Genomic DNA, 18,487 nt, shown 5'->3' with positions numbered 1-18,487 from the left:
AATATCAAAACAACGTCGAATTGATAGTCGTTCTCATTACTATTTACATACTGCCGCACCTTTACTGCTTTTTCTTTGCGCTTACGCATTAAAAAAGCCACCTGTTTTTATTTTGGCAAAATTTTCATCTGTATCACACGTCGCCAGGGTGCAGATGGTTATATTCATGCTAGTTTAGACATCCAGACGGTTAAAATCAGGAAACGCAACATGACGGATAAACAGTTGGATACCAAACTGGTAAACGCAGGACGCAGCAAAAAATACACGCTTGGCTCAGTGAATAGTGTGATTCAACGCGCTTCTTCACTGGTGTTTGACACCGTCGAGGCCAAAAAACACGCTACCCGCAATCGCGCCAACGGCGAATTATTTTACGGACGCCGGGGAACGCTGACCCACTTTTCGCTCCAGGAAGCCATGTGTGAACTGGAAGGCGGCGCCGGATGCGCGCTCTTCCCGTGCGGCGCGGCGGCGGTCGCCAACACCATTCTGGCATTCGTTGAGCAGGGCGACCACATCCTGATGACCAACACAGCCTATGAACCCAGCCAGGATTTCTGCAGCAAAATTCTCGGCAAACTGGGCGTGACGACAAGCTGGTTCGACCCGCTCATCGGCGCTGATATCACGCAACATATTCAGCCGAACACGAAAGTCGTATTTCTGGAATCCCCCGGTTCTATTACCATGGAAGTACATGATATTCCGACCATTGTCAGTGCGGTCAGACGCGTCGCGCCAGAAGCCGTCATCATGATTGATAATACCTGGGCGGCTGGCGTTCTGTTCAAAGCTCTGGAATTCGATATTGATATCTCTATCCAGGCGGGCACTAAGTATCTGATTGGTCATTCTGATGCGATGGTCGGGACTGCCGTTGCAAATGCGCGCTGCTGGGAACAATTGCGGGAAAACGCCTATCTGATGGGGCAAATGCTCGACGCCGACACGGCTTATATGACCAGCCGCGGGCTGCGCACGCTCGGCGTCCGACTGCGCCAGCATCAAGAAAGCAGCCTCAAAATCGCCGCGTGGCTGGCGAACCATCCTCAGGTCGCACGCGTTAATCATCCGGCCCTGCCGGGTAGCAAAGGTCATGCGTTCTGGAAACGAGACTTTACAGGCAGCAGCGGCCTGTTCTCCTTTGTGCTCAATAAAAAGCTGACCGAGGCAGAATTATCAGCCTATCTGGATAACTTTTCGCTGTTCAGTATGGCCTACTCCTGGGGAGGCTACGAATCGCTGATTATTGCTAATCAGCCGGAACAGATCGCCGCGATTCGTCCCGCAGGCGGCGTAGATTTTACCGGTACGCTGGTTCGGGTGCATATTGGTTTAGAGAGTGTTGATGATTTGATCGCTGATTTAGCCGCCGGCTTCGCCAGAATTGTGTAAAGTTGCCGGGGATGGACACATATGCAGACAATTTCCGTGGAAAAGTCTGCGTTTGTTGCGTCCGGGATCAAGGCATCCCGGACGATTCAGGAGTACAATAGGCGAATAAAAGCATAAATGCTGTTCCACAGGAAAGTTCATGGCTGTCATTCAAGATATTATCGCTGCGCTCTGGCAACATGATTTTGCCGCGCTGGCGAATCCACACGTTGTTAGCGTCGTCTACTTTGTCATGTTCGCCACGCTATTTTTAGAAAACGGTCTGCTGCCAGCGTCATTCTTACCTGGCGATAGTCTGCTGCTACTGGCAGGCGCGTTGATCGCCCAGGATGTGATGCATTTTTTGCCGACGATTGGCATTCTCACCACCGCGGCCAGTCTCGGCTGCTGGCTAAGTTATATCCAGGGACGCTGGCTCGGTAATACGCGTACCGTCAAAGGCTGGCTGGCGCAGCTTCCGGCAAAATATCATCAGCGCGCCACCTGCATGTTTGACCGCCACGGTTTGTTAGCGTTGCTTGCCGGGCGCTTTCTGGCGTTTGTCCGCACTCTGCTGCCAACAATGGCGGGTATTTCCGGCCTGTCCAACCGCCGGTTTCAGTTTTTTAACTGGTTAAGCGGCCTGTTGTGGGTGACTGTCGTGACCAGCTTCGGCTACGCGCTCAGTATGATCCCGTTTGTTAAGCGCCATGAAGACCAGGTAATGACATTTTTAATGATCCTTCCCGTCGCGCTACTGGTCGCCGGACTGTTAGGTACGCTGGTCGTGGTGATTAAAAAGAAATACTGTAACGCCTGACGTATCCATAATCGGCCAGGATGGCCCGGTTACGCTTCGTTGACCCGTGGCGGGATGCCCCACTTAGCTCCCTTGCATTGTCCGCATTCTTGCCGCATCTTCGCCCGGCGTAACGCCAAAATAACGTTTAAACTCCCGGCTAAACTGCGATGCGCTCTCATAGCCGACCCGCATCGCCGCGGCGCTGGCCTTCATACCGTCGTGAATCATCATCATTCGCGCTTTATGCAGTCGGTAGCTTTTTAAATACTGCAACGGCGAGGTGCTGGTGACCGCCTTAAAATTATGGTGAAACGCCGACACGCTCATGTTCGCTTCTGCCGCCAGTTGCTCAACATTCAGGTTCTCGGTGTATTTCATTTCGATCTGTTTAAGTACGCGACTGATCAGGCTAAAGTGCGTCTGGCGACTAACCAGTGCAAGCAGCGCCCCGCCGCGCGGCCCCATCAGCACATGATAAAGAATTTCGCGAATAATCTGTTTTCCCAGAATCCGCGCATCCAGCGGGCGCTCCATCACATCCAGCAATCTTTCCACTGCACATAAAATCTCGTCCGACAGCGTGGCGGAGTTAATCCCACTGGCCGCCATCGGCAACTGGAAACGCTCATCTTCGCCAATGTCCATGAGCAACTCTTGCAGTTGCAGCACATCAATATCGAGCCGAATACCGGCCAGCGGTACCTCCGGCGTCGCCCAGGTCTCGCATTCAAAAGGGAGCGGCACGGTCAGTAAGAGATATTCATTAGCGTCATAACGAAACTTGCGCTTGTTAATATAGCCAATTTTATGGCCGGAAAAGAGAAATATGATGCCAGGCTGATACATGACCGGCGTGCGCGGCCCCGGTTCAACACCATACAACAGACGAATGCCCGCCAGCCGCTCGCTGATTATTTTATCATTATTTTTTAAATGATTAATTTTATCAGCCAACTGTAAGCAAATTGCTTCACGATTCATAACGCGCCATTTTTTCATCAAATCCACTCCGCTGGATTGTGCGCATTTTTAGCGATTTTCTCCAGCATTCTGGAGAAATAGGCAAAACATTGGCAGAAATGTGCATTGAGAGACATCCCTCACAAGACCACAATGATGACCATCAGGCAGACAGCCGCCTGCCCTCTTTTTACCCACATAAGGGAATGAGCAATGAACAATTTCAAATTACATACCCCTACCCGCATTCTGTTTGGTAAAGGCGCTATCGTCGATCTTCGCGATCAAATCCCGCAGGACGCCCGCGTGCTGATTACCTATGGCGGCGGTAGCGTGAAAAAGACCGGCGTACTGGCGCAAGTTCAGGAAGCGTTAAAAGGACTGGATGTTCGGGAGTTTGGCGGTATTGAACCGAACCCGTCCTATGAAACGCTGATGAAGGCCGTGCAGCTTGTGCGCGACGAAAATATTACCTTCCTGCTGGCCGTTGGCGGCGGTTCCGTACTGGACGGCACCAAATTTATCGCCGCAGCGGCGCAGTATACGGACGGCGTCGATCCGTGGCACATTCTGGAAACCGGCGGTACTGAGATTCGTGGCGCAATCCCGATGGGGTCTGTGCTGACCCTACCGGCAACCGGCTCAGAATCGAACGCCGGCGCAGTCATTTCCCGTAAAACCACTGGCGACAAACAGGCCTTCCACTCCTCGTTCGTGCAACCGGTGTTTGCCGTACTGGATCCGGTCTACACCTATACATTGCCGCCGCGCCAGGTTGCGAACGGCGTCGTGGATGCTTTCGTCCATACCGTTGAGCAGTACGTCACTTACCCGGTTAACGGCAAAATTCAGGATCGTTTCGCCGAAGGCATTTTACTCACACTGATCGAAGAAGGTCCCAAAGCGCTGCAAGTGACTGAAAACTATGACGTCCGCGCTAACGTGATGTGGGCCGCTACTCAGGCGTTAAATGGCCTGATTGGCGCTGGGGTTCCGCAGGACTGGGCGACGCATATGCTGGGCCATGAGCTTACCGCGATGCACGGTCTCGATCATGCCCAAACGCTGGCTATCATTCTGCCTGCGCTATGGAACGAAAAACGAGACGTTAAACGTGCAAAACTCCTGCAATATGCTGAACGTGTATGGAATATCACCGACGGTTCCGACGACGAGCGTATTGATGCCGCCATTGCCGCCACCCGCCGTTTCTTTGAACAGATGGGCGTGCCTACCCGTCTGTCCGATTACGGTCTGGATGGCAGCACTATTCCGGCGCTACTGGCTAAACTTGAGGCGCATGGATGCACAAATTTAGGTGAAAATCAGGATATTACGCTGGATGTCAGCCGTCGGATTTATGAAGCGGCGCGCTAAGGTTTTTTCGCCTCTGACTTTCGTTTTTGGCCATTTCGTCCAGACTTAAGTCACTTAGTCTCGCCGGACCCGACTCCGGCGAGCCAATTAAAAGAGGAACACATCATGGCTAATCCAACCATTATCAGGCTACAGGATGGCAACGTAATGCCACAACTTGGGCTGGGAGTCTGGAAAGCAAGCAATGAAGAGGTGATCGCGGCGATTCATAAAGCGCTGGAGGTGGGCTATCGATCGATTGATACCGCCACAGCATATCAGAATGAAGAAGGCGTCGGCAAAGCGCTAAAAGCAGCGAGCGTAGCGCGGGAAGAGCTGTTTATCACCACCAAGTTGTGGAATGACGATCAAAAACGTCCCCGCGAAGCCCTGCAGGAGAGCCTGAAAAAACTGCAGCTTGATTATCTCGATCTCTATCTGATGCACTGGCCCGTACCGGCTATCGATCACTATGTCGACGCCTGGAAAGGCATGATCGCGCTGCAAAAAGAGGGGCTGGTAAAGAGTATCGGGGTCTGTAACTTTCAGATCCATCACCTCCAGCGTCTGATCGATGAAACCGGCGTTACCCCTGTGATCAACCAGATCGAGCTTCACCCCTTGATGCAACAGCGCCAGCTACATGCGTGGAATGCGACGCATAAAATCCAGACCGAGTCCTGGAGCCCGCTGGCGCAGGGCGGCGAAGGCGTATTCGATCAGAAAGTGATTCGCGAACTGGCGGATAAATACGGCAAAACGCCCGCCCAGATTGTTATTCGCTGGCATCTGGACTGCGGGCTGGTCGTCATTCCGAAATCCGTCACCCCTTCCCGTATCGCGGAAAACTTTGCTGTCTGGGATTTCCGTCTCGATAAAGATGAATTAGGCGAGATCGCAAAACTGGATCAAGGAAAACGCCTCGGCCCCGATCCGGATCAGTTCGGCGGTTAAGCCGGATTTATCGCACGCCATGCCCGACGATGTCGTCGGGCTTTTTTTCATTTCGAAATATTAAGAAACAATTACGCGCATTTAACAGTATATTTCCCCCACACACAAGCGCAGAATTATTCTGATTTTATGAATATTTATTCATGATTATTATCAATTTACTTAACGTATATAAAATATTTATGGATGTGTGATTGTGGCGGAAAAAAAATCTCAGGGCGTCAAATGGCTCCCATTTATTCTTATTCTGGTTATCGCCGCCGGACTGTGGCAGCTAACGCCTCCTTCCGGGTTAAGCGCGCCGGCCTGGCATTCCGCGATTATTTTTGTCGCGACGATCGCCTCTATCGTGGCGAAAGTGCTGCCTATTGGCGCGGTCGGTATTATCGGCATCACCGTCTTTGCGCTCGCCTATGCTGCCGGCGACAAAACGGCCAGCGGCGCGATTACCACGGCCTTGAGCGAGCTGAACAGTTCACTGATCTGGCTTATCGTCGTCGCCTTTATGATTGCTCGTGGGTTTATCAAAACCGGGCTGGGTCGGCGTATCGCCCTACAAATGATCCGTCTGTTAGGTAAACGAACGCTGGGCCTGGCTTATGGCCTGGCGTTTGCCGATCTGATCCTCTCCCCCGCGATGCCCAGTAACACCGCGCGCTGCGGCGGCGTGATTTACCCGATCGCCGACTCGCTGGCGCGCAGCTTTGATTCACATCCGGAAGATGAGTCTCGCAGCAAAATCGGCACCTTTCTGATCACCTGTATTGGCAATGTTAACGACGTCACCGCCGCACTGTTTATGACCGGTTATACGGGTAACCTGCTGGCGGTAAAACTGGCGGCGAACGCCGGCGTTACGTTGAGCTGGGGAAGCTGGTTTATCGCCGCGCTCCTGCCTTGCCTGGTCTCTTTTCTTATCGTCCCGCTGCTGGTCTACTGGCTGACGCGTCCGGAAATTAAACATACGCCGGATGCGCCGGATTTGGCGCGCAAAGAGCTGGCGCAAATGGGCAGTATGACGCGCGGCGAGTGGCTCATGCTGGCGACCGTCGGCGTGTTGCTGGTGCTATGGATTTTTGGCAGCTCGCTCGGCGTGGATGCCACGACGGCCTCTTTTGTCGGTCTCTCGATTTTATTACTGAGCGGCGTACTCACCTGGGAAGACGTTAAAAGCGAAAAAGGCGCCTGGGATACGTTGATTTGGTTTGCCGCGCTGCTGATGATGGCTAACCAGTTGAAGAAACTAGGATTCACCAGCTGGTTTGGCAACCTGATTGGCGACAGCATCGGCAGTACGATGCATGGAACCAGTTGGATAATCATCCTGCTGCTGCTTAACGCAGCCTATTTTTATACCCACTATTTTTTCGCCAGCGGCAACGCGCAAATCGCCGCGCTGTATGCGGTATTTCTGGGTGTCGGTCTGCATCTGAATATACCGGCAGCGCCGATGGCGCTTATGCTGGCGTTTACCAGCAGCCTGTACTGCTCTCTTACGCAGTATACCCACGCACGCGGCCCCATTCTTTTTGGCGCCGGCTATGTACCGACGGGCGTCTGGTGGCGAACGGGATTTATTATCAGCCTCTTTAATCAGGCGGTCTTTTTGACAGTCGGCCTCGCATGGTGGAAAGTGTTAGGGTTGTATTAAACGCTTAACGCATCGATAAGCCCTCGGTTAACGGAGAAATGGAATGACCTGCATTTTCTGTCAAATAGTTGAAGATAAAGCACCTTGTCATAAAGTTTGGGAAGATGAGCATCACCTGGCTTTTTTGTCGATTTTTCCGAATACCGATGGGTTTACCGTAGTGATCCCGAAAAAACATTACCCCAGCTACGCGTTCGATCTACCGCCGCAGGCGTTAGCGGACCTGATGCTGGCGACCCAAAAAGTGGCTAAGAAACTGGATAAGGCTTTCCCGGATGTCAGTCGTACGGGAATGTTCTTCGAAGGTTTCGGCGTAGACCATGTGCACAGTAAATTAAGCCCCATGCACGGTACTGGCGATTTAACCCACTGGAAACCGATTGAATCGCGGCAGAATAAATTTTTCGAACAGTATGAAGGATATCTGTCGTCGCACGATCATGAACGGGCTGATGATGAAAAACTGGCCGCGCTGGCGGCCAGAATTCGTGCGGCATAAATACGGAGCACTTCTGCCGGATGGCGGTGTAAGCACCTTATCCGGCCTACAAAACTGTGCTATTCATAGACCTGATAAGCGCAGCGCCATCAGGCATTATACCTTAGATTATATACTTCTTATCTATTTTAATATATCGACCCTGGTAGGTTAAATATTACGGCGCGTGGCTAAATATTTCGTACAAAAACCATCCAGGAATAGCGGCAATAACACCCATTAAAATTATCCCTGCAAGAGTCATTTGCCTGTCTTCACGTTTTTCCATATTACATGCTTTAATAGCCATTATGAATATAACAACAGCTATTATAGCAATTACGATAAAACAGGGAATAATAATCATACCCATGATATCCCCTCCTCTGGGGCTGTATACAAGCATCATGCCTTAATCATTAAGGTAATATATAATTAATTTATACAATCAATAATATTTAAATAAAATATAAAGCTCCCCGTAATTTAGCAATTACTAAAGACCGACACAATATATTTAGATGTCTGTTACTTCCAAAAACATTAGCTTCCAGAAGCAACAGATTCAAAGGTAATTAACGCCCTGCGCCTTTCCCGCGCTTCTTATTCGCAGCAAGCCCCTGCCGCTGATGTTCCACCGGCGTATGCTTGGTCAACGCCGGGCGCGTGTTGCGGTTCTGGCGACGCGCTTCGCGCATCTCTTCAATGGTCGGCGCAGGCACCAGACACTCACGGCGACCGCCAATCAAATGCTTTTTCCCCATCGCTTCCAGCGCCTGGCGAATCAGCGGCCAGTTCGCCGGATCGTGATAACGCAGCAGCGCCTTATGCAGGCGACGTTGCCTGTCTCCCTTCGGCACCACCACATCTTCACTCTTATAACCAATTTTACCCAGCGGGTTTTTGCCGGTGTAATACATAGTGGTCGAATTCGCCAACGGCGACGGGTAGAAGTTCTGCACCTGATCCAGACGGAAGCGGTGGCGCTTGAGCCACAGCGCCAGATTCACCATATCCTCGTCCCGCGTGCCCGGATGCGCGGAGATAAAATACGGGATCAGATACTGCTCTTTTCCGGCCTGTTTAGAGTAAAGGTCAAATAACTCTTTAAAGCGATCGTAGCTACCCATACCCGGCTTCATCATTTTCGACAGCGGACCTTCTTCAGTATGCTCCGGCGCAATCTTCAGATAGCCGCCCACATGATGGCTTGCCAGCTCTTTAATATAGCGAGGATCTTCTACGGCGATGTCGTAGCGCACGCCGGAGGCAATTAAGATTTTCTTAATGCCTTTCAGTTCACGGGCGCGGCGATAAAGATTGATCGTCGGCGTATGGTCAGTATCCATATGCGGACAGATATCCGGATAGACGCATGACAGGCGACGACAGGTCTGCTCCGCACGCGGCGACTTACAGCGCAGCATATACATGTTCGCGGTAGGACCGCCCAGATCGGAGATCACGCCGGTAAACCCCGGCACCGTGTCGCGGATCGCTTCGATCTCGTTGATAATAGAGTCTTCCGAGCGGCTCTGAATGATGCGCCCTTCATGTTCAGTGATCGAGCAGAAAGAGCAGCCGCCAAAGCAGCCACGCATGATATTGATCGAGAAGCGGATCATCTCATAGGCCGGAATACGGGCATTGCCGTAAGCCGGGTGCGGCACACGCTGATACGGCAGCGCAAACACGCTATCCATCTCTTCAGTGGAGAGCGGTATGGCGGGCGGGTTGATCCAGACATAGCGGTCGCCGTGTTTTTGCATCAGCGCCCGCGCGCAGCCAGGGTTAGTTTCGTGATGCAGAATACGCGACGCATGGGCGTACAGCACCTTGTCGCCTTTCACCTTTTCAAAGGATGGCAGCAGGATATAGGTTTTTTCCCACGGCTTCGGACGCGGCGGCTGCACGGTAATCGCTTTAGCTTCCTGCTTTTTCGGCGCGACCGGCTTGTTATCCGCGCACGGCAGATCCTCACCATAGGGATGGGGAATTGGATCGATTTTACCCGGCGTGTCCAGACGAGTGGAGTCGACGCCGCTCCAGCCTGGCAGCGCTTCTTTAACCATAATCGCAGTGTTACGCACGTCACGAATCTGATCGATGGTTTCGCCCATTGCCAGACGGTGCGCCACTTCCACCAGCGGACGCTCGCCGTTGCCAAACATCAGCATGTCGGCTTTGGAATCGACTAACACTGAACGACGCACAGTATCAGACCAGTAGTCGTAATGCGCGGTACGGCGCAGACTGGCCTCAATGCCGCCGAGGATCACCGGGACATCTTTCCACGCTTCTTTGCAACGCTGGGTATAGACCAGCGTGGCGCGGTCCGGGCGTTTGCCCGCGACGTTGTCCGGGGTGTAGGCGTCGTCATGGCGCAGCTTACGGTCGGCGGTGTAGCGGTTGATCATCGAGTCCATGTTGCCGGCGGTGACGCCGAAGAACAGGTTCGGTTTTCCCAGACGCATAAAGTCGTCTTTGCTGTTCCAGTCCGGCTGGGCGATGATCCCCACGCGGAAGCCCTGCGCTTCCAGCATACGACCGCAAATCGCCATGCCGAAGCTCGGATGGTCGACGTAAGCGTCGCCGGTTACCAGAATAATGTCGCAGCTATCCCAGCCAAGTTGATCCATCTCGTCACGTGACATCGGCAAAAACGGCGCCGGCCCAAAGCAGGCGGCCCAGTACTGCGGCCAGGAGAAAAGGTCGCGATCCGGTTGGATCAGGGAGATAGCGCTCATATTGCTTCCAAAACGATTGGCAAAAAAATAATCAAAGGTCGGGGATTATAAGCCGTATCTATAGCGAAAATGAAGGAGATTATCGCCTTATATGCAGGGCTGGCGCGAAATAGAAACAACTTTCAACGGCCTGGCCTGAGGTGTTTGAAATTGGTCTTATGAATATCTTCAAATTGGTATGCAATTAATTATACCCACGTCTAAAAACGCAGTATCGTCATAACAACAAAAAGTAAAAAAAACATCACATTATCAGCAATATATAAAAAAACTTCGCTGAATTGCTCACGACACTGTTTTTACCATGACTTTCTTCTGTGAACCAGATCTCTTTCTTTGGTCTATTGATTAAATTAAATTGGCTGACAGAATTCAGGGGATAAAGAACACCATCACCACGCCTTTCCCCAACGCAACACCTTACGTATCAGCAGGTTATTAATTAATCAACGATAACCACAGGAATCCCAACCTATAAGGAAGCAGATATGAAAAACACACGTTCATTCACAACATCAGCGGTATTACTGGCCGGCTGTTTGCTACTGGCATTTCCAGCGCTCGCCAAAACCACGCTGAAACTGAGCCACAATCAGGATAAAAGCCACGCCGTTCACAAAGCGATGAGCTATCTGGCCGATAAAGCGAAAGCCTATTCGGACGGCGAATTAAATATTCGTATTTACCCCAACGCCACGCTGGGCAACGAACGTGAATCGCTGGAATTGATGAACTCCGGCGCTCTGCAAATGGTGAAAGTCAATGCGGCATCGCTGGAGTCTTTTGCGCCGGAATATAGCGTGTTTAGCCTGCCGTTTTTATTCCGCGACCGCGATCACTACTACAACGTACTGAAAAGCGACTTAGGGAAACGCATTCTCGCGTCCTCCGAAAGCAAAGGCTTCGTCGGCTTAACCTGGTACGACGGCGGCGCCCGCAGTTTTTACGCTGGTAAGCCCATCACTCAACCCGACGATTTAGCCGGTATGAAAATCAGAGTGCAGCAAAGCCCCAGCGCTATCGCGATGGTGAAAGCGCTCGGCGGTGTGCCGACGCCGATGGCGCAAGGCGAACTCTATACCGCGCTCCAGCAAGGCGTGGTCGATGGCGGCGAAAACAACCCCGTGGTTTATGCCGATATGCGTCATGCGGAGGTGGCGAAATTCTATTCCCGCGACGAGCACACGATGGTGCCGGATGTCCTGGTCATCAGTACCAAAGTACTTAACAAATTGAGCGATAAAGAGCGGAAAGCGTTATATAAAGCCGCAGATGAATCCATGCAGCAAATGAAAGATGTCATCTGGCCCGCCGCGGAAAAAGAGGCTTATGAGAGCATGAAGGCCATGAACGCGACCGTTGTTGATATTGATAAATCCGCGTTCAAACAGCGTGTTAAGCCCTTGTTTGATGAGTTCCGCGCAAAAGACGCTCAGTCAGCGAAGGATCTGGAATACATCGAGAATATGTAAATCTGCCGGGCAGGGTTCTCCTGCCCTTTACAGGATGTAATATGCGAATACTCACCAATGCACTGAACAAAATACTGGCCGGGTGCTGCTGTATTATTCTGGCGATCATGGTTGCCTGCGTATCCTGGCAGGTGGCGGCGCGCTTTATATTCAACGCGCCAAGCAGCACGCTCGACGAATTCACCCAGATTCTTTTTATGTGGATGATTCTGTTAGGCGGCGTCTATACCGCCGGATTAAAAAAACATTTAGCTATCGATTTGTTAGCGCAAAAACTCTCCCGAACGCCCGCCCTCGTGCTCGACAGTATCATTCAGGTGATTATTACCGTGTTCGCGCTGATTTTTATGGTGTACGGCGGTGATATTATTGTTGAAAAAGCGGCGCACGTCAGCCAAATGTCCCCGGTATTAAAATGGCCTATGGATAAAGTCTATTGGGTCATGCCGATTAGCGGCGTCATCCTGGTGTACTACACCATTGTGAACGTTATTGATAATTATCATCAGCGCCATCTTCGCTAACGAGGGATATATGGACTTTGAATATATTTACCCAATAATTGTTTTATTTGGCAGTTTTGCCATTATGCTGGCGGTCGGCGTTCCTATTACATTCGCTATCGGGCTGTCGTCCTTATTCTCAATCCTGATAGCCCTTCCCCCGGATGCGGCAATCTCGGTTATTTCGCAAAAAATGACCGTCGGTCTCGATGGCTTTACGCTGCTGGCGATCCCCTTTTTTGTGTTAGCCGGCAATATCATGAATACCGGGGGAATCGCCCGGCGCCTGGTGAATCTGGCTCAGGCGTTAGTTGGCCGCCTTCCCGGTTCGCTGGCGCACTGCAATATTCTGGCGAACACCCTGTTTGGCGCGATATCCGGCTCGGCTGTCGCTTCTGCGGCTGCGGTGGGCGGCATCATGTCGCCATTACAGGAAAAAGAGGGCTACTCTCCGGCGTTCTCTACGGCGATCAACGTCGCTTCGGCGCCGATTGGCCTGATGATCCCGCCCAGCAACGTGCTAATTGTCTATTCGCTGGCTAGCGGCGGCACCTCTGTCGCCGCCCTGTTTTTGGCGGGCTACCTGCCCGGCATCTTAACCGCGCTGGCTTTAATGACGGTAGCGGCGCTGTATGCCCATCGCCACCATTACCCGGTTGCCGAACGTATCAACCTGCGGCAGTTTCTGTCGGTATTCCGCGATTCGTTGCCCAGCCTGTTGCTGATATTTATTATTATCGGCGGCATTATCGGCGGCGTATTTACGCCAACAGAGGCCTCTGCGATCGCGGTAATCTATAGCCTGGCGCTGGCGGCCATTTATCGAGAAATTAATGTGAGTAAGTTGCGCGATATTCTGCTGGATTCGGTAGTAACCAGCTCTATTGTTCTCTTACTGGTCGGCTGCTCAATGGGAATGTCATGGGCGATGACCAATGCTGATGTTCCTGAACTGATTAATGAAATGATTACCAGCGTGTCCGAAAATAAATGGGTCATCTTGCTGATTATCAATCTCATTTTGTTACTCGTCGGGACGTTTATGGATATTACCCCGGCTATTCTGATCTTTACGCCTATTTTCCTTCCCATTGCTCAACATCTGGGAATCGACCCTGTCCATTTTGGCATTATTATGGTTTTCAATTTAACCATCGGACTGTGTACGCCCCCGGTAGGCACTATTTTGTTCGTCGGTTGCAGTATCGGCAAAATCAGTATTGATAAAGTCGTCAAACCGCTATTACCGATGTTTCTGGCACTCTTTGTGGTCATGGCGATGATTTGCTACTTCCCGCAGTTGAGTCTGCTGCTTCCCACGCTGTTTGCTCCTTCCTGAAAACCCTGACGGGTCTGCGCTATTCAGACCCGTACTCGGACGCTTTACGACGCCGGATTCACCAGCATTTGCCCAATCGAGCCGCGGTCAGCCATTTCCAGCGTCTGGCTGTTGAAATAGAACGGGAAGTGCGGCCAGGACGGCTGACCGTAGTAGACCAGCAGTTCGACTTGCCCATCCACCCAGACGGTATCTTTCCAGCCTCTATCTTCCGGGAACGGCATAGCGCCGTTGACGTTACGAATCAGGAAAGAGACGCCCTCAATATGGAACGACTGCGGCATATCGGCGCGTACCGTCCAGCGCTCCCAGGTGCCTTGTTGGGCGGTAATATCAATGCGATTCACATCCCACAGTTGGCCGTTAATCCCCGGATCGTCGCCAAGACTGATGTCCCGACTGCGGACAGGCGCGCCGCTCATGATCTCCGTCGGCAACAGACGCATCGGCAGATTATCGGTCACCAGCGGCAGCAATCCGGTTGGCCGTAACGTCAGCACCAGGGTCGAAACCAGAATACTGGAAGGCTCAAAGAAACCGCGAATCCGATCGACTATGCTGGCCGCTTCCCCGCAGGTGATCGAGACTTCGTCGCCGTTGGTCATATCAACCAGGATTTCACGTCGCTCGCCGGGCGCCAGTGACAACTGTTTGACGGAAACCGGCGCAGGTAAAAAGCCCTGATCGCCTGAAATCACATGCAGCGCCCGGCCATCGCTCATCTGAAGCTGATAGCGCCGCGAGTTCGAGGCGTTCAACAACCGTAACCGCACCCAGCCGCGGGACACTTCGACATAGGGGCTTTGCGCGCCGTTCACCAGCAGCGTATCGCCGACAAAACCACCGCTTCCCGGTTCGCTGTACTCCGGCGTCCCAAAGTTATCCAGCCGTTTATCCTGGATAATGACGGGAAAATCATCCACGCCGTAATGGTTCGGAATGGGCAGCGTTTTACTGATGTCGTCTTCGACCAGCCACATTCCGGCCAGGCCGTTATACACCTGCTGCGCAGTGCGGTTAGGCGTGTTAGCGTGATACCACAGCGTGGCGGCGCTCTGACGAATCGGCAACACCGGCGCCCAGTCCGCGTTCGGCGACATCATACGCGCCGGGCCACCCATCAGCGGCCCCGGCACCAGTAAACCAGCAACCGTCATGGAGACATTTTCCGCCAGGCGGTTGCTATAGATGAGTTTAACGTCATCGCCTTTCCAGACGCGGATTGTCGGCCCCAGATAACGACCGTTCACTCCCCAGACCGGCGCGCGCGTGCCTTGCGTAAAGGACCAGTGCGCTCGCTGTAGCGTCATAAACAACGGCTGCCCGCGACGGGACTCCAGCAACGGCGGAACAGGCAACGGCTGTTGCTGACCGGCAGCATTCGCCCTGAGGGGAATCGCGCCTGCACATAGTGCGATTCCCGATGCCTGAAGAAACTGACGCCGACTGAATGACATATAAGCTCCATGTAAAACAGGCTAAAGAGTTGTGCCTGAAAAAATGATTTCTACAATAACAGAGTAAGGCTGCTTAAACCTTACCGGTCGCTTCACGTTCCGCAACCTCTTTATCAAGTTCCGCGATTTTTTGCTCCATTAACGCACGGCAGTGGGCCGCCAGCTCGCGAACCTGATCTTTACCATATTCGCTGACGTCGACTGGCGGCAGCATTTCCACAATAACCAGTCCGTTGTTCAGGCGGTTTAGATTGACTTTGTTAGAGGTGTTGGAAACGCAGACAGGAATGATCGGCACACCAGCCGCGATAGCCGCATGAAACGCGCCGGTTTTAAACGGCAGCAGGCCGCGTCCCCGGCTACGCGTACCTTCAGGGAACATCCAGATAGAAATACGGCGCTTTTTAAAATGGTTAACCACTGCCGCAATGGTGCTATGCGCTTTGGCGCGGTTATTACGGTCAATCAACAGATTACCGGTCAGCCAGTACAGTTGCCCAAAAAACGGGATCCAAAGCAGGCTTTTTTTCCCCACCGTCACCGTTGGCGGCTGCACAATATTCGCCGCCGTGACCATATCATAATTATTCTGGTGGTTAGCAATATAGATAGCATTGCCATAATTTTCCGCGTCGGCGGGTTTGCGGCACTCCACTTTCAGGCCAAACAGCGGGGCCAGACGGCCGAACATATGCCCAAACGTCGCCACGTGTTTTGGGTTACGTGGGCTGAAAAGGCAGTAAATAGAACCGAAAACACAGACCAGAATGGAGTAAATAACGGTAACAATAAGACGAAAAATATATAGCATAACAACCTCTGAAGGCCTAAGAGCCCGGCATTCTACGTCACCTGAAATTCAGGTTAGGATTTTGGTAAGTGTGGCTCTCTGGAAAAACGTATTGTTAATCGCAATGCACGAATAAACAACGGTTTTACGGGAAATTTTAATGTTAATCCGATCTGAAACCGTAGGCCGGATAAGACGCTACTGCGTCGTCATCCGGCAACGGCAGAGCGCCGGATGGCGGCTTAAATGCCTTGTCCGGCCTACGGGCGCCCCTCTCTTACTCTTCTCTGTCGCCATGACTTACGCGATGCGGCGAATCAATCTCAATGCGATCGATACGCTGCAGGCCGCGCATTAATGTGCCACGGCGTCCGCGTTCGCCGACCACCTTCTGTAACTCTTCAGGGCGCAGTTTGATTTTGCGCTTCCCGACATGGATAGTCAGAGTGCTTTGTGGCGGCAGCACGTACAGGTGCGCCAGTCCATCATCGCCTTTCGCCGCTTCCGCAGAGGGGATATTAATAATCTTATTCCCTTTGCCTTTCGACAGCTGCGGCAGAGAGTCTACCGGGAACATCAACATCCGTCCGGCCTGGGTAATCGCCAGCAGCATATCGTGCTCGTCTTCAATCACCAGCGGCGGCATGACGTGCGCATTTTCCGGCAGTGTAATCAACGCCTTACCGGCACGGTTACGGGCAACCAGATCGTTAAACGTACAAACGAAGCCGTAGCCCGCATCCGACGCCATCAGCAGTTTCTGGTCATCGCCTTCCATCAGCATATGCTCCACGGTCGCCCCCGGCGGCAGCGTGAGTTTGCCGGTCAGCGGCTCGCCCTGCCCACGCGCCGAGGGAAGCGTAATGGGATCAATAGCATAGCTGCGCCCGGTGGTATCAATAAACACCACCGGTTGATTGCTCTTACCTTTCACCGCGGCTTTAAAGCTGTCGCCCGCTTTATAGTTAAGCCCCGGCGCATCAATATCATGACCTTTGGCGCTGCGCACCCAGCCCATCTGCGACAGCACGATAGTCACCGGTTCGGACGGCAGCATGTCGTGTTCGCTCATCGCTTTAGCTTCTTCGCGCTCACGCAGCGGAGAACGGCGATCGTCGCCATAGGCATCGGCGTCCGCCTGTAGTTCTTTTTTCAGCAAGGTATTCATTTTGCGTTCGGACGCGAGAATGCCCTGCAACTGGTCCCGCTCTTTTTCCAGCTCGTCCTGCTCGCCGCGAATTTTCATCTCTTCCAGTTTGGCGAGATGACGCAGTTTCAGTTCGAGAATCGCTTCCGCCTGGGTTTCGCTGATGCCGAAACGCGACATCAGCGCGGGTTTCGGCTCATCCTCGTTACGGATAATCTCAATCACTTCGTCGATGTTGAGAAACGCCACCAGCAAACCTTCGAGGATATGCAGGCGCTTGAGAACCTTCTCCAGACGGTAGTTCAGACGACGGCGTACCGTGTCGCGGCGGAACGCCAGCCACTCGGTGAGGATCTCCAGCAGGTTTTTCACCGCCGGACGACCATCCAGACCGATCATGTTCAGGTTAATACGGTAGCTTTTTTCCAGATCGGTGGTGGCGAACAGATGGTTCATCACCTGTTCCATATCCACACGGTTGGAGCGTGGCACAATCACTAAACGCGTCGGGTTTTCGTGATCCGATTCATCGCGCAGATCGTCTACCATCGGCAGTTTTTTATTACGCATCTGCGCAGCAATCTGCTCCAGCACTTTCGCGCCAGAGACCTGATGCGGCAGCGCGGAAATTACCACGGCGCCGTCTTCTTTGGTCCATACCGCGCGCATACGCACGGAGCCACGCCCGTTTTCGTAAATTTTACGAATTTCCGCACGTGGGGTAATGATCTCCGCTTCGGTCGGGTAATCCGGCCCCTGGACGATATCCAGCAACTGATCCAGCGTCGTTTTCGGCTGCTCAATCAGCGTAATCGCCGCTTTCGCCACTTCGCGCAGGTTGTGCGGCGGGATATCTGTTGCCATGCCCACCGCTATACCGGTGGTGCCATTCAGCAGGATGTTCGGCAGACGCGCCGGTAACATTTTCGGTTCCTGCATCGTGCCGTCGAAGTTTGGCACCCAGTCCGCCGTCCCCTGGCCGAGTTCGCTTAACAGCAGCTCGGCATATTTGGACAGGCGAGATTCGGTATAACGCATTGCCGCGAATGACTTCGGATCATCCGGCGCGCCCCAGTTTCCCTGGCCATCGACCAGCGGGTAACGGTAAGAGAACGGCTGCGCCATCAGCACCATGGCTTCATAGCAGGCGCTGTCGCCGTGCGGATGATACTTACCCAGTACGTCACCGACGGTACGGGCGGATTTTTTAAATTTAGCGCTGGCGTTCAGCCCCAGCTCTGACATCGCATAGACGATGCGGCGCTGTACCGGCTTCAGGCCGTCGCCAATAAACGGCAACGCACGATCCATGATCACGTACATGGAGTAGTTTAAGTAGGCGTTTTCCGTAAATTCATGTAGCGCAAGGCGCTCTGCCATATCGCTCATTAACAGGGGATCCTCAATCTGCATGCTGACCGTTCGGACGGCAATATTGCCGCAGATAATACCCT

At 52.7% G+C, this 18,487-nt stretch carries 14 protein-coding genes and 1 pseudogene; 9 read left to right on the top strand and 6 right to left on the bottom strand.

Going from position 1 to position 18,487, the window contains the following annotated elements; all coding sequences use genetic code 11:
* Positions 1-210: 210 nt before the first annotated feature.
* Positions 211-1,398, top strand: a complete 1,188-nt coding sequence (metC, locus tag NA330_RS05470) for a cystathionine beta-lyase (protein WP_000130270.1) — start codon at positions 211-213, stop codon at positions 1,396-1,398.
* A 139-nt stretch (positions 1,399-1,537) separates the two neighbouring features.
* A complete protein-coding gene (gene yghB / locus NA330_RS05465; protein WP_000268444.1) occupies positions 1,538-2,197 on the top strand; it encodes a DedA family general envelope maintenance protein YghB in 660 nt (219 codons plus the stop codon).
* 63 nt (positions 2,198-2,260) lie between these two features.
* Here the strand turns inward: yghB and NA330_RS05460 are convergent, their stop codons facing one another.
* On the bottom strand, positions 2,261-3,160 hold the full coding sequence (locus NA330_RS05460) for an AraC family transcriptional regulator (RefSeq protein WP_001078198.1): 900 nt from the start codon (positions 3,158-3,160) through the stop codon (positions 2,261-2,263).
* Positions 3,161-3,352: 192 nt separating this feature from the next.
* Here NA330_RS05460 and yqhD point away from each other — a divergent pair, with 192 nt between their 5' ends.
* From yqhD to NA330_RS05440, 4 genes and pseudogenes are all read left to right on the top strand, one after another.
* Positions 3,353-4,516, top strand: coding sequence for an alcohol dehydrogenase (gene yqhD, locus NA330_RS05455; protein ID WP_052894778.1), 1,164 nt, complete (start codon positions 3,353-3,355; stop codon positions 4,514-4,516).
* A gap of 105 nt (positions 4,517-4,621) precedes the next feature.
* A complete protein-coding gene (gene dkgA, locus NA330_RS05450) occupies positions 4,622-5,449 on the top strand; it encodes a 2,5-didehydrogluconate reductase DkgA (protein ID WP_000013100.1) in 828 nt (275 codons plus the stop codon).
* A 186-nt stretch (positions 5,450-5,635) separates the two neighbouring features.
* Positions 5,636-7,100: pseudogene (locus NA330_RS05445) on the top strand (DASS family sodium-coupled anion symporter).
* Positions 7,101-7,143: 43 nt separating this feature from the next.
* A complete protein-coding gene (locus NA330_RS05440) occupies positions 7,144-7,599 on the top strand; it encodes an HIT family protein (RefSeq protein WP_023242511.1) in 456 nt (151 codons plus the stop codon).
* Between the two features lie 157 nt (positions 7,600-7,756).
* Here NA330_RS05440 and NA330_RS05435 read toward each other — a convergent pair whose 3' ends face one another.
* Both NA330_RS05435 and NA330_RS05430 read right to left on the bottom strand, forming a co-directional pair.
* On the bottom strand, positions 7,757-7,951 hold the full coding sequence (locus NA330_RS05435) for a hypothetical protein (RefSeq protein WP_000525382.1): 195 nt from the start codon (positions 7,949-7,951) through the stop codon (positions 7,757-7,759).
* A 202-nt stretch (positions 7,952-8,153) separates the two neighbouring features.
* A complete protein-coding gene (locus NA330_RS05430) occupies positions 8,154-10,325 on the bottom strand; it encodes a YgiQ family radical SAM protein (protein ID WP_001274458.1) in 2,172 nt (723 codons plus the stop codon).
* Between the two features lie 488 nt (positions 10,326-10,813).
* On the opposite strand from NA330_RS05430, the gene NA330_RS05425 reads away from it, so the two are divergent.
* The 3 genes from NA330_RS05425 to NA330_RS05415 are packed head-to-tail and all read left to right on the top strand — an operon-like array spanning position 10,814 to position 13,639.
* Positions 10,814-11,797: a TRAP transporter substrate-binding protein gene (locus NA330_RS05425; protein WP_000799367.1), complete on the top strand. Its 984-nt coding sequence runs from the start codon at positions 10,814-10,816 to the stop codon at positions 11,795-11,797.
* A 41-nt stretch (positions 11,798-11,838) separates the two neighbouring features.
* On the top strand, positions 11,839-12,321 hold the full coding sequence (locus tag NA330_RS05420) for a TRAP transporter small permease (protein ID WP_001221825.1): 483 nt from the start codon (positions 11,839-11,841) through the stop codon (positions 12,319-12,321).
* 10 nt (positions 12,322-12,331) lie between these two features.
* Positions 12,332-13,639 carry a TRAP transporter large permease gene (locus NA330_RS05415; protein ID WP_000345261.1) on the top strand — a complete coding sequence of 436 codons (1,308 nt, stop codon included), beginning with the start codon at positions 12,332-12,334 and terminating at the stop codon, positions 13,637-13,639.
* A 44-nt stretch (positions 13,640-13,683) separates the two neighbouring features.
* Here the strand turns inward: NA330_RS05415 and ftsP are convergent, their stop codons facing one another.
* The 3 genes from ftsP to parC form a co-directional block, all read right to left on the bottom strand.
* A complete protein-coding gene (gene ftsP, locus NA330_RS05410) occupies positions 13,684-15,096 on the bottom strand; it encodes a cell division protein FtsP (protein ID WP_000010658.1) in 1,413 nt (470 codons plus the stop codon).
* A gap of 73 nt (positions 15,097-15,169) precedes the next feature.
* Positions 15,170-15,907, bottom strand: coding sequence for a 1-acylglycerol-3-phosphate O-acyltransferase (gene plsC / locus NA330_RS05405; protein ID WP_000965730.1), 738 nt, complete (start codon positions 15,905-15,907; stop codon positions 15,170-15,172).
* Positions 15,908-16,163: 256 nt separating this feature from the next.
* Positions 16,164-18,422: a DNA topoisomerase IV subunit A gene (gene parC, locus NA330_RS05400; RefSeq protein ID WP_023242510.1), complete on the bottom strand. Its 2,259-nt coding sequence runs from the start codon at positions 18,420-18,422 to the stop codon at positions 16,164-16,166.
* Positions 18,423-18,487: the final 65 nt, after the last annotated feature.

The sequence above is a fragment of the Salmonella sp. NW722 genome, from assembly GCF_051702785.1.
GTDB lineage: Bacteria > Pseudomonadota > Gammaproteobacteria > Enterobacterales > Enterobacteriaceae > Salmonella > Salmonella enterica.
The sequence above is the reverse complement of the archived record's forward strand: the minus strand, read 5'-3'. Positions and strand labels throughout refer to the sequence as shown.

What these genes read in the sequence shown, in the direction of transcription:
- metC (WP_000130270.1), top strand. Translation starts at nt 211, where the DNA reads ATGACGGATAAACAGTTGGATACCAAACTGGTAAACGCAGGACGCAGC.
- yghB (WP_000268444.1), top strand. Translation starts at nt 1,538, where the DNA reads ATGGCTGTCATTCAAGATATTATCGCTGCGCTCTGGCAACATGATTTT.
- NA330_RS05460 (WP_001078198.1), bottom strand. Translation starts at nt 3,160, where the DNA reads ATGAATCGTGAAGCAATTTGCTTACAGTTGGCTGATAAAATTAATCAT.
- yqhD (WP_052894778.1), top strand. Translation starts at nt 3,353, where the DNA reads ATGAACAATTTCAAATTACATACCCCTACCCGCATTCTGTTTGGTAAA.
- dkgA (WP_000013100.1), top strand. Translation starts at nt 4,622, where the DNA reads ATGGCTAATCCAACCATTATCAGGCTACAGGATGGCAACGTAATGCCA.
- NA330_RS05440 (WP_023242511.1), top strand. Translation starts at nt 7,144, where the DNA reads ATGACCTGCATTTTCTGTCAAATAGTTGAAGATAAAGCACCTTGTCAT.
- NA330_RS05435 (WP_000525382.1), bottom strand. Translation starts at nt 7,951, where the DNA reads ATGGGTATGATTATTATTCCCTGTTTTATCGTAATTGCTATAATAGCT.
- NA330_RS05430 (WP_001274458.1), bottom strand. Translation starts at nt 10,325, where the DNA reads ATGAGCGCTATCTCCCTGATCCAACCGGATCGCGACCTTTTCTCCTGG.
- NA330_RS05425 (WP_000799367.1), top strand. Translation starts at nt 10,814, where the DNA reads ATGAAAAACACACGTTCATTCACAACATCAGCGGTATTACTGGCCGGC.
- NA330_RS05420 (WP_001221825.1), top strand. Translation starts at nt 11,839, where the DNA reads ATGCGAATACTCACCAATGCACTGAACAAAATACTGGCCGGGTGCTGC.
- NA330_RS05415 (WP_000345261.1), top strand. Translation starts at nt 12,332, where the DNA reads ATGGACTTTGAATATATTTACCCAATAATTGTTTTATTTGGCAGTTTT.
- ftsP (WP_000010658.1), bottom strand. Translation starts at nt 15,096, where the DNA reads ATGTCATTCAGTCGGCGTCAGTTTCTTCAGGCATCGGGAATCGCACTA.
- plsC (WP_000965730.1), bottom strand. Translation starts at nt 15,907, where the DNA reads ATGCTATATATTTTTCGTCTTATTGTTACCGTTATTTACTCCATTCTG.
- parC (WP_023242510.1), bottom strand. Translation starts at nt 18,422, where the DNA reads ATGAGCGATATGGCAGAGCGCCTTGCGCTACATGAATTTACGGAAAAC.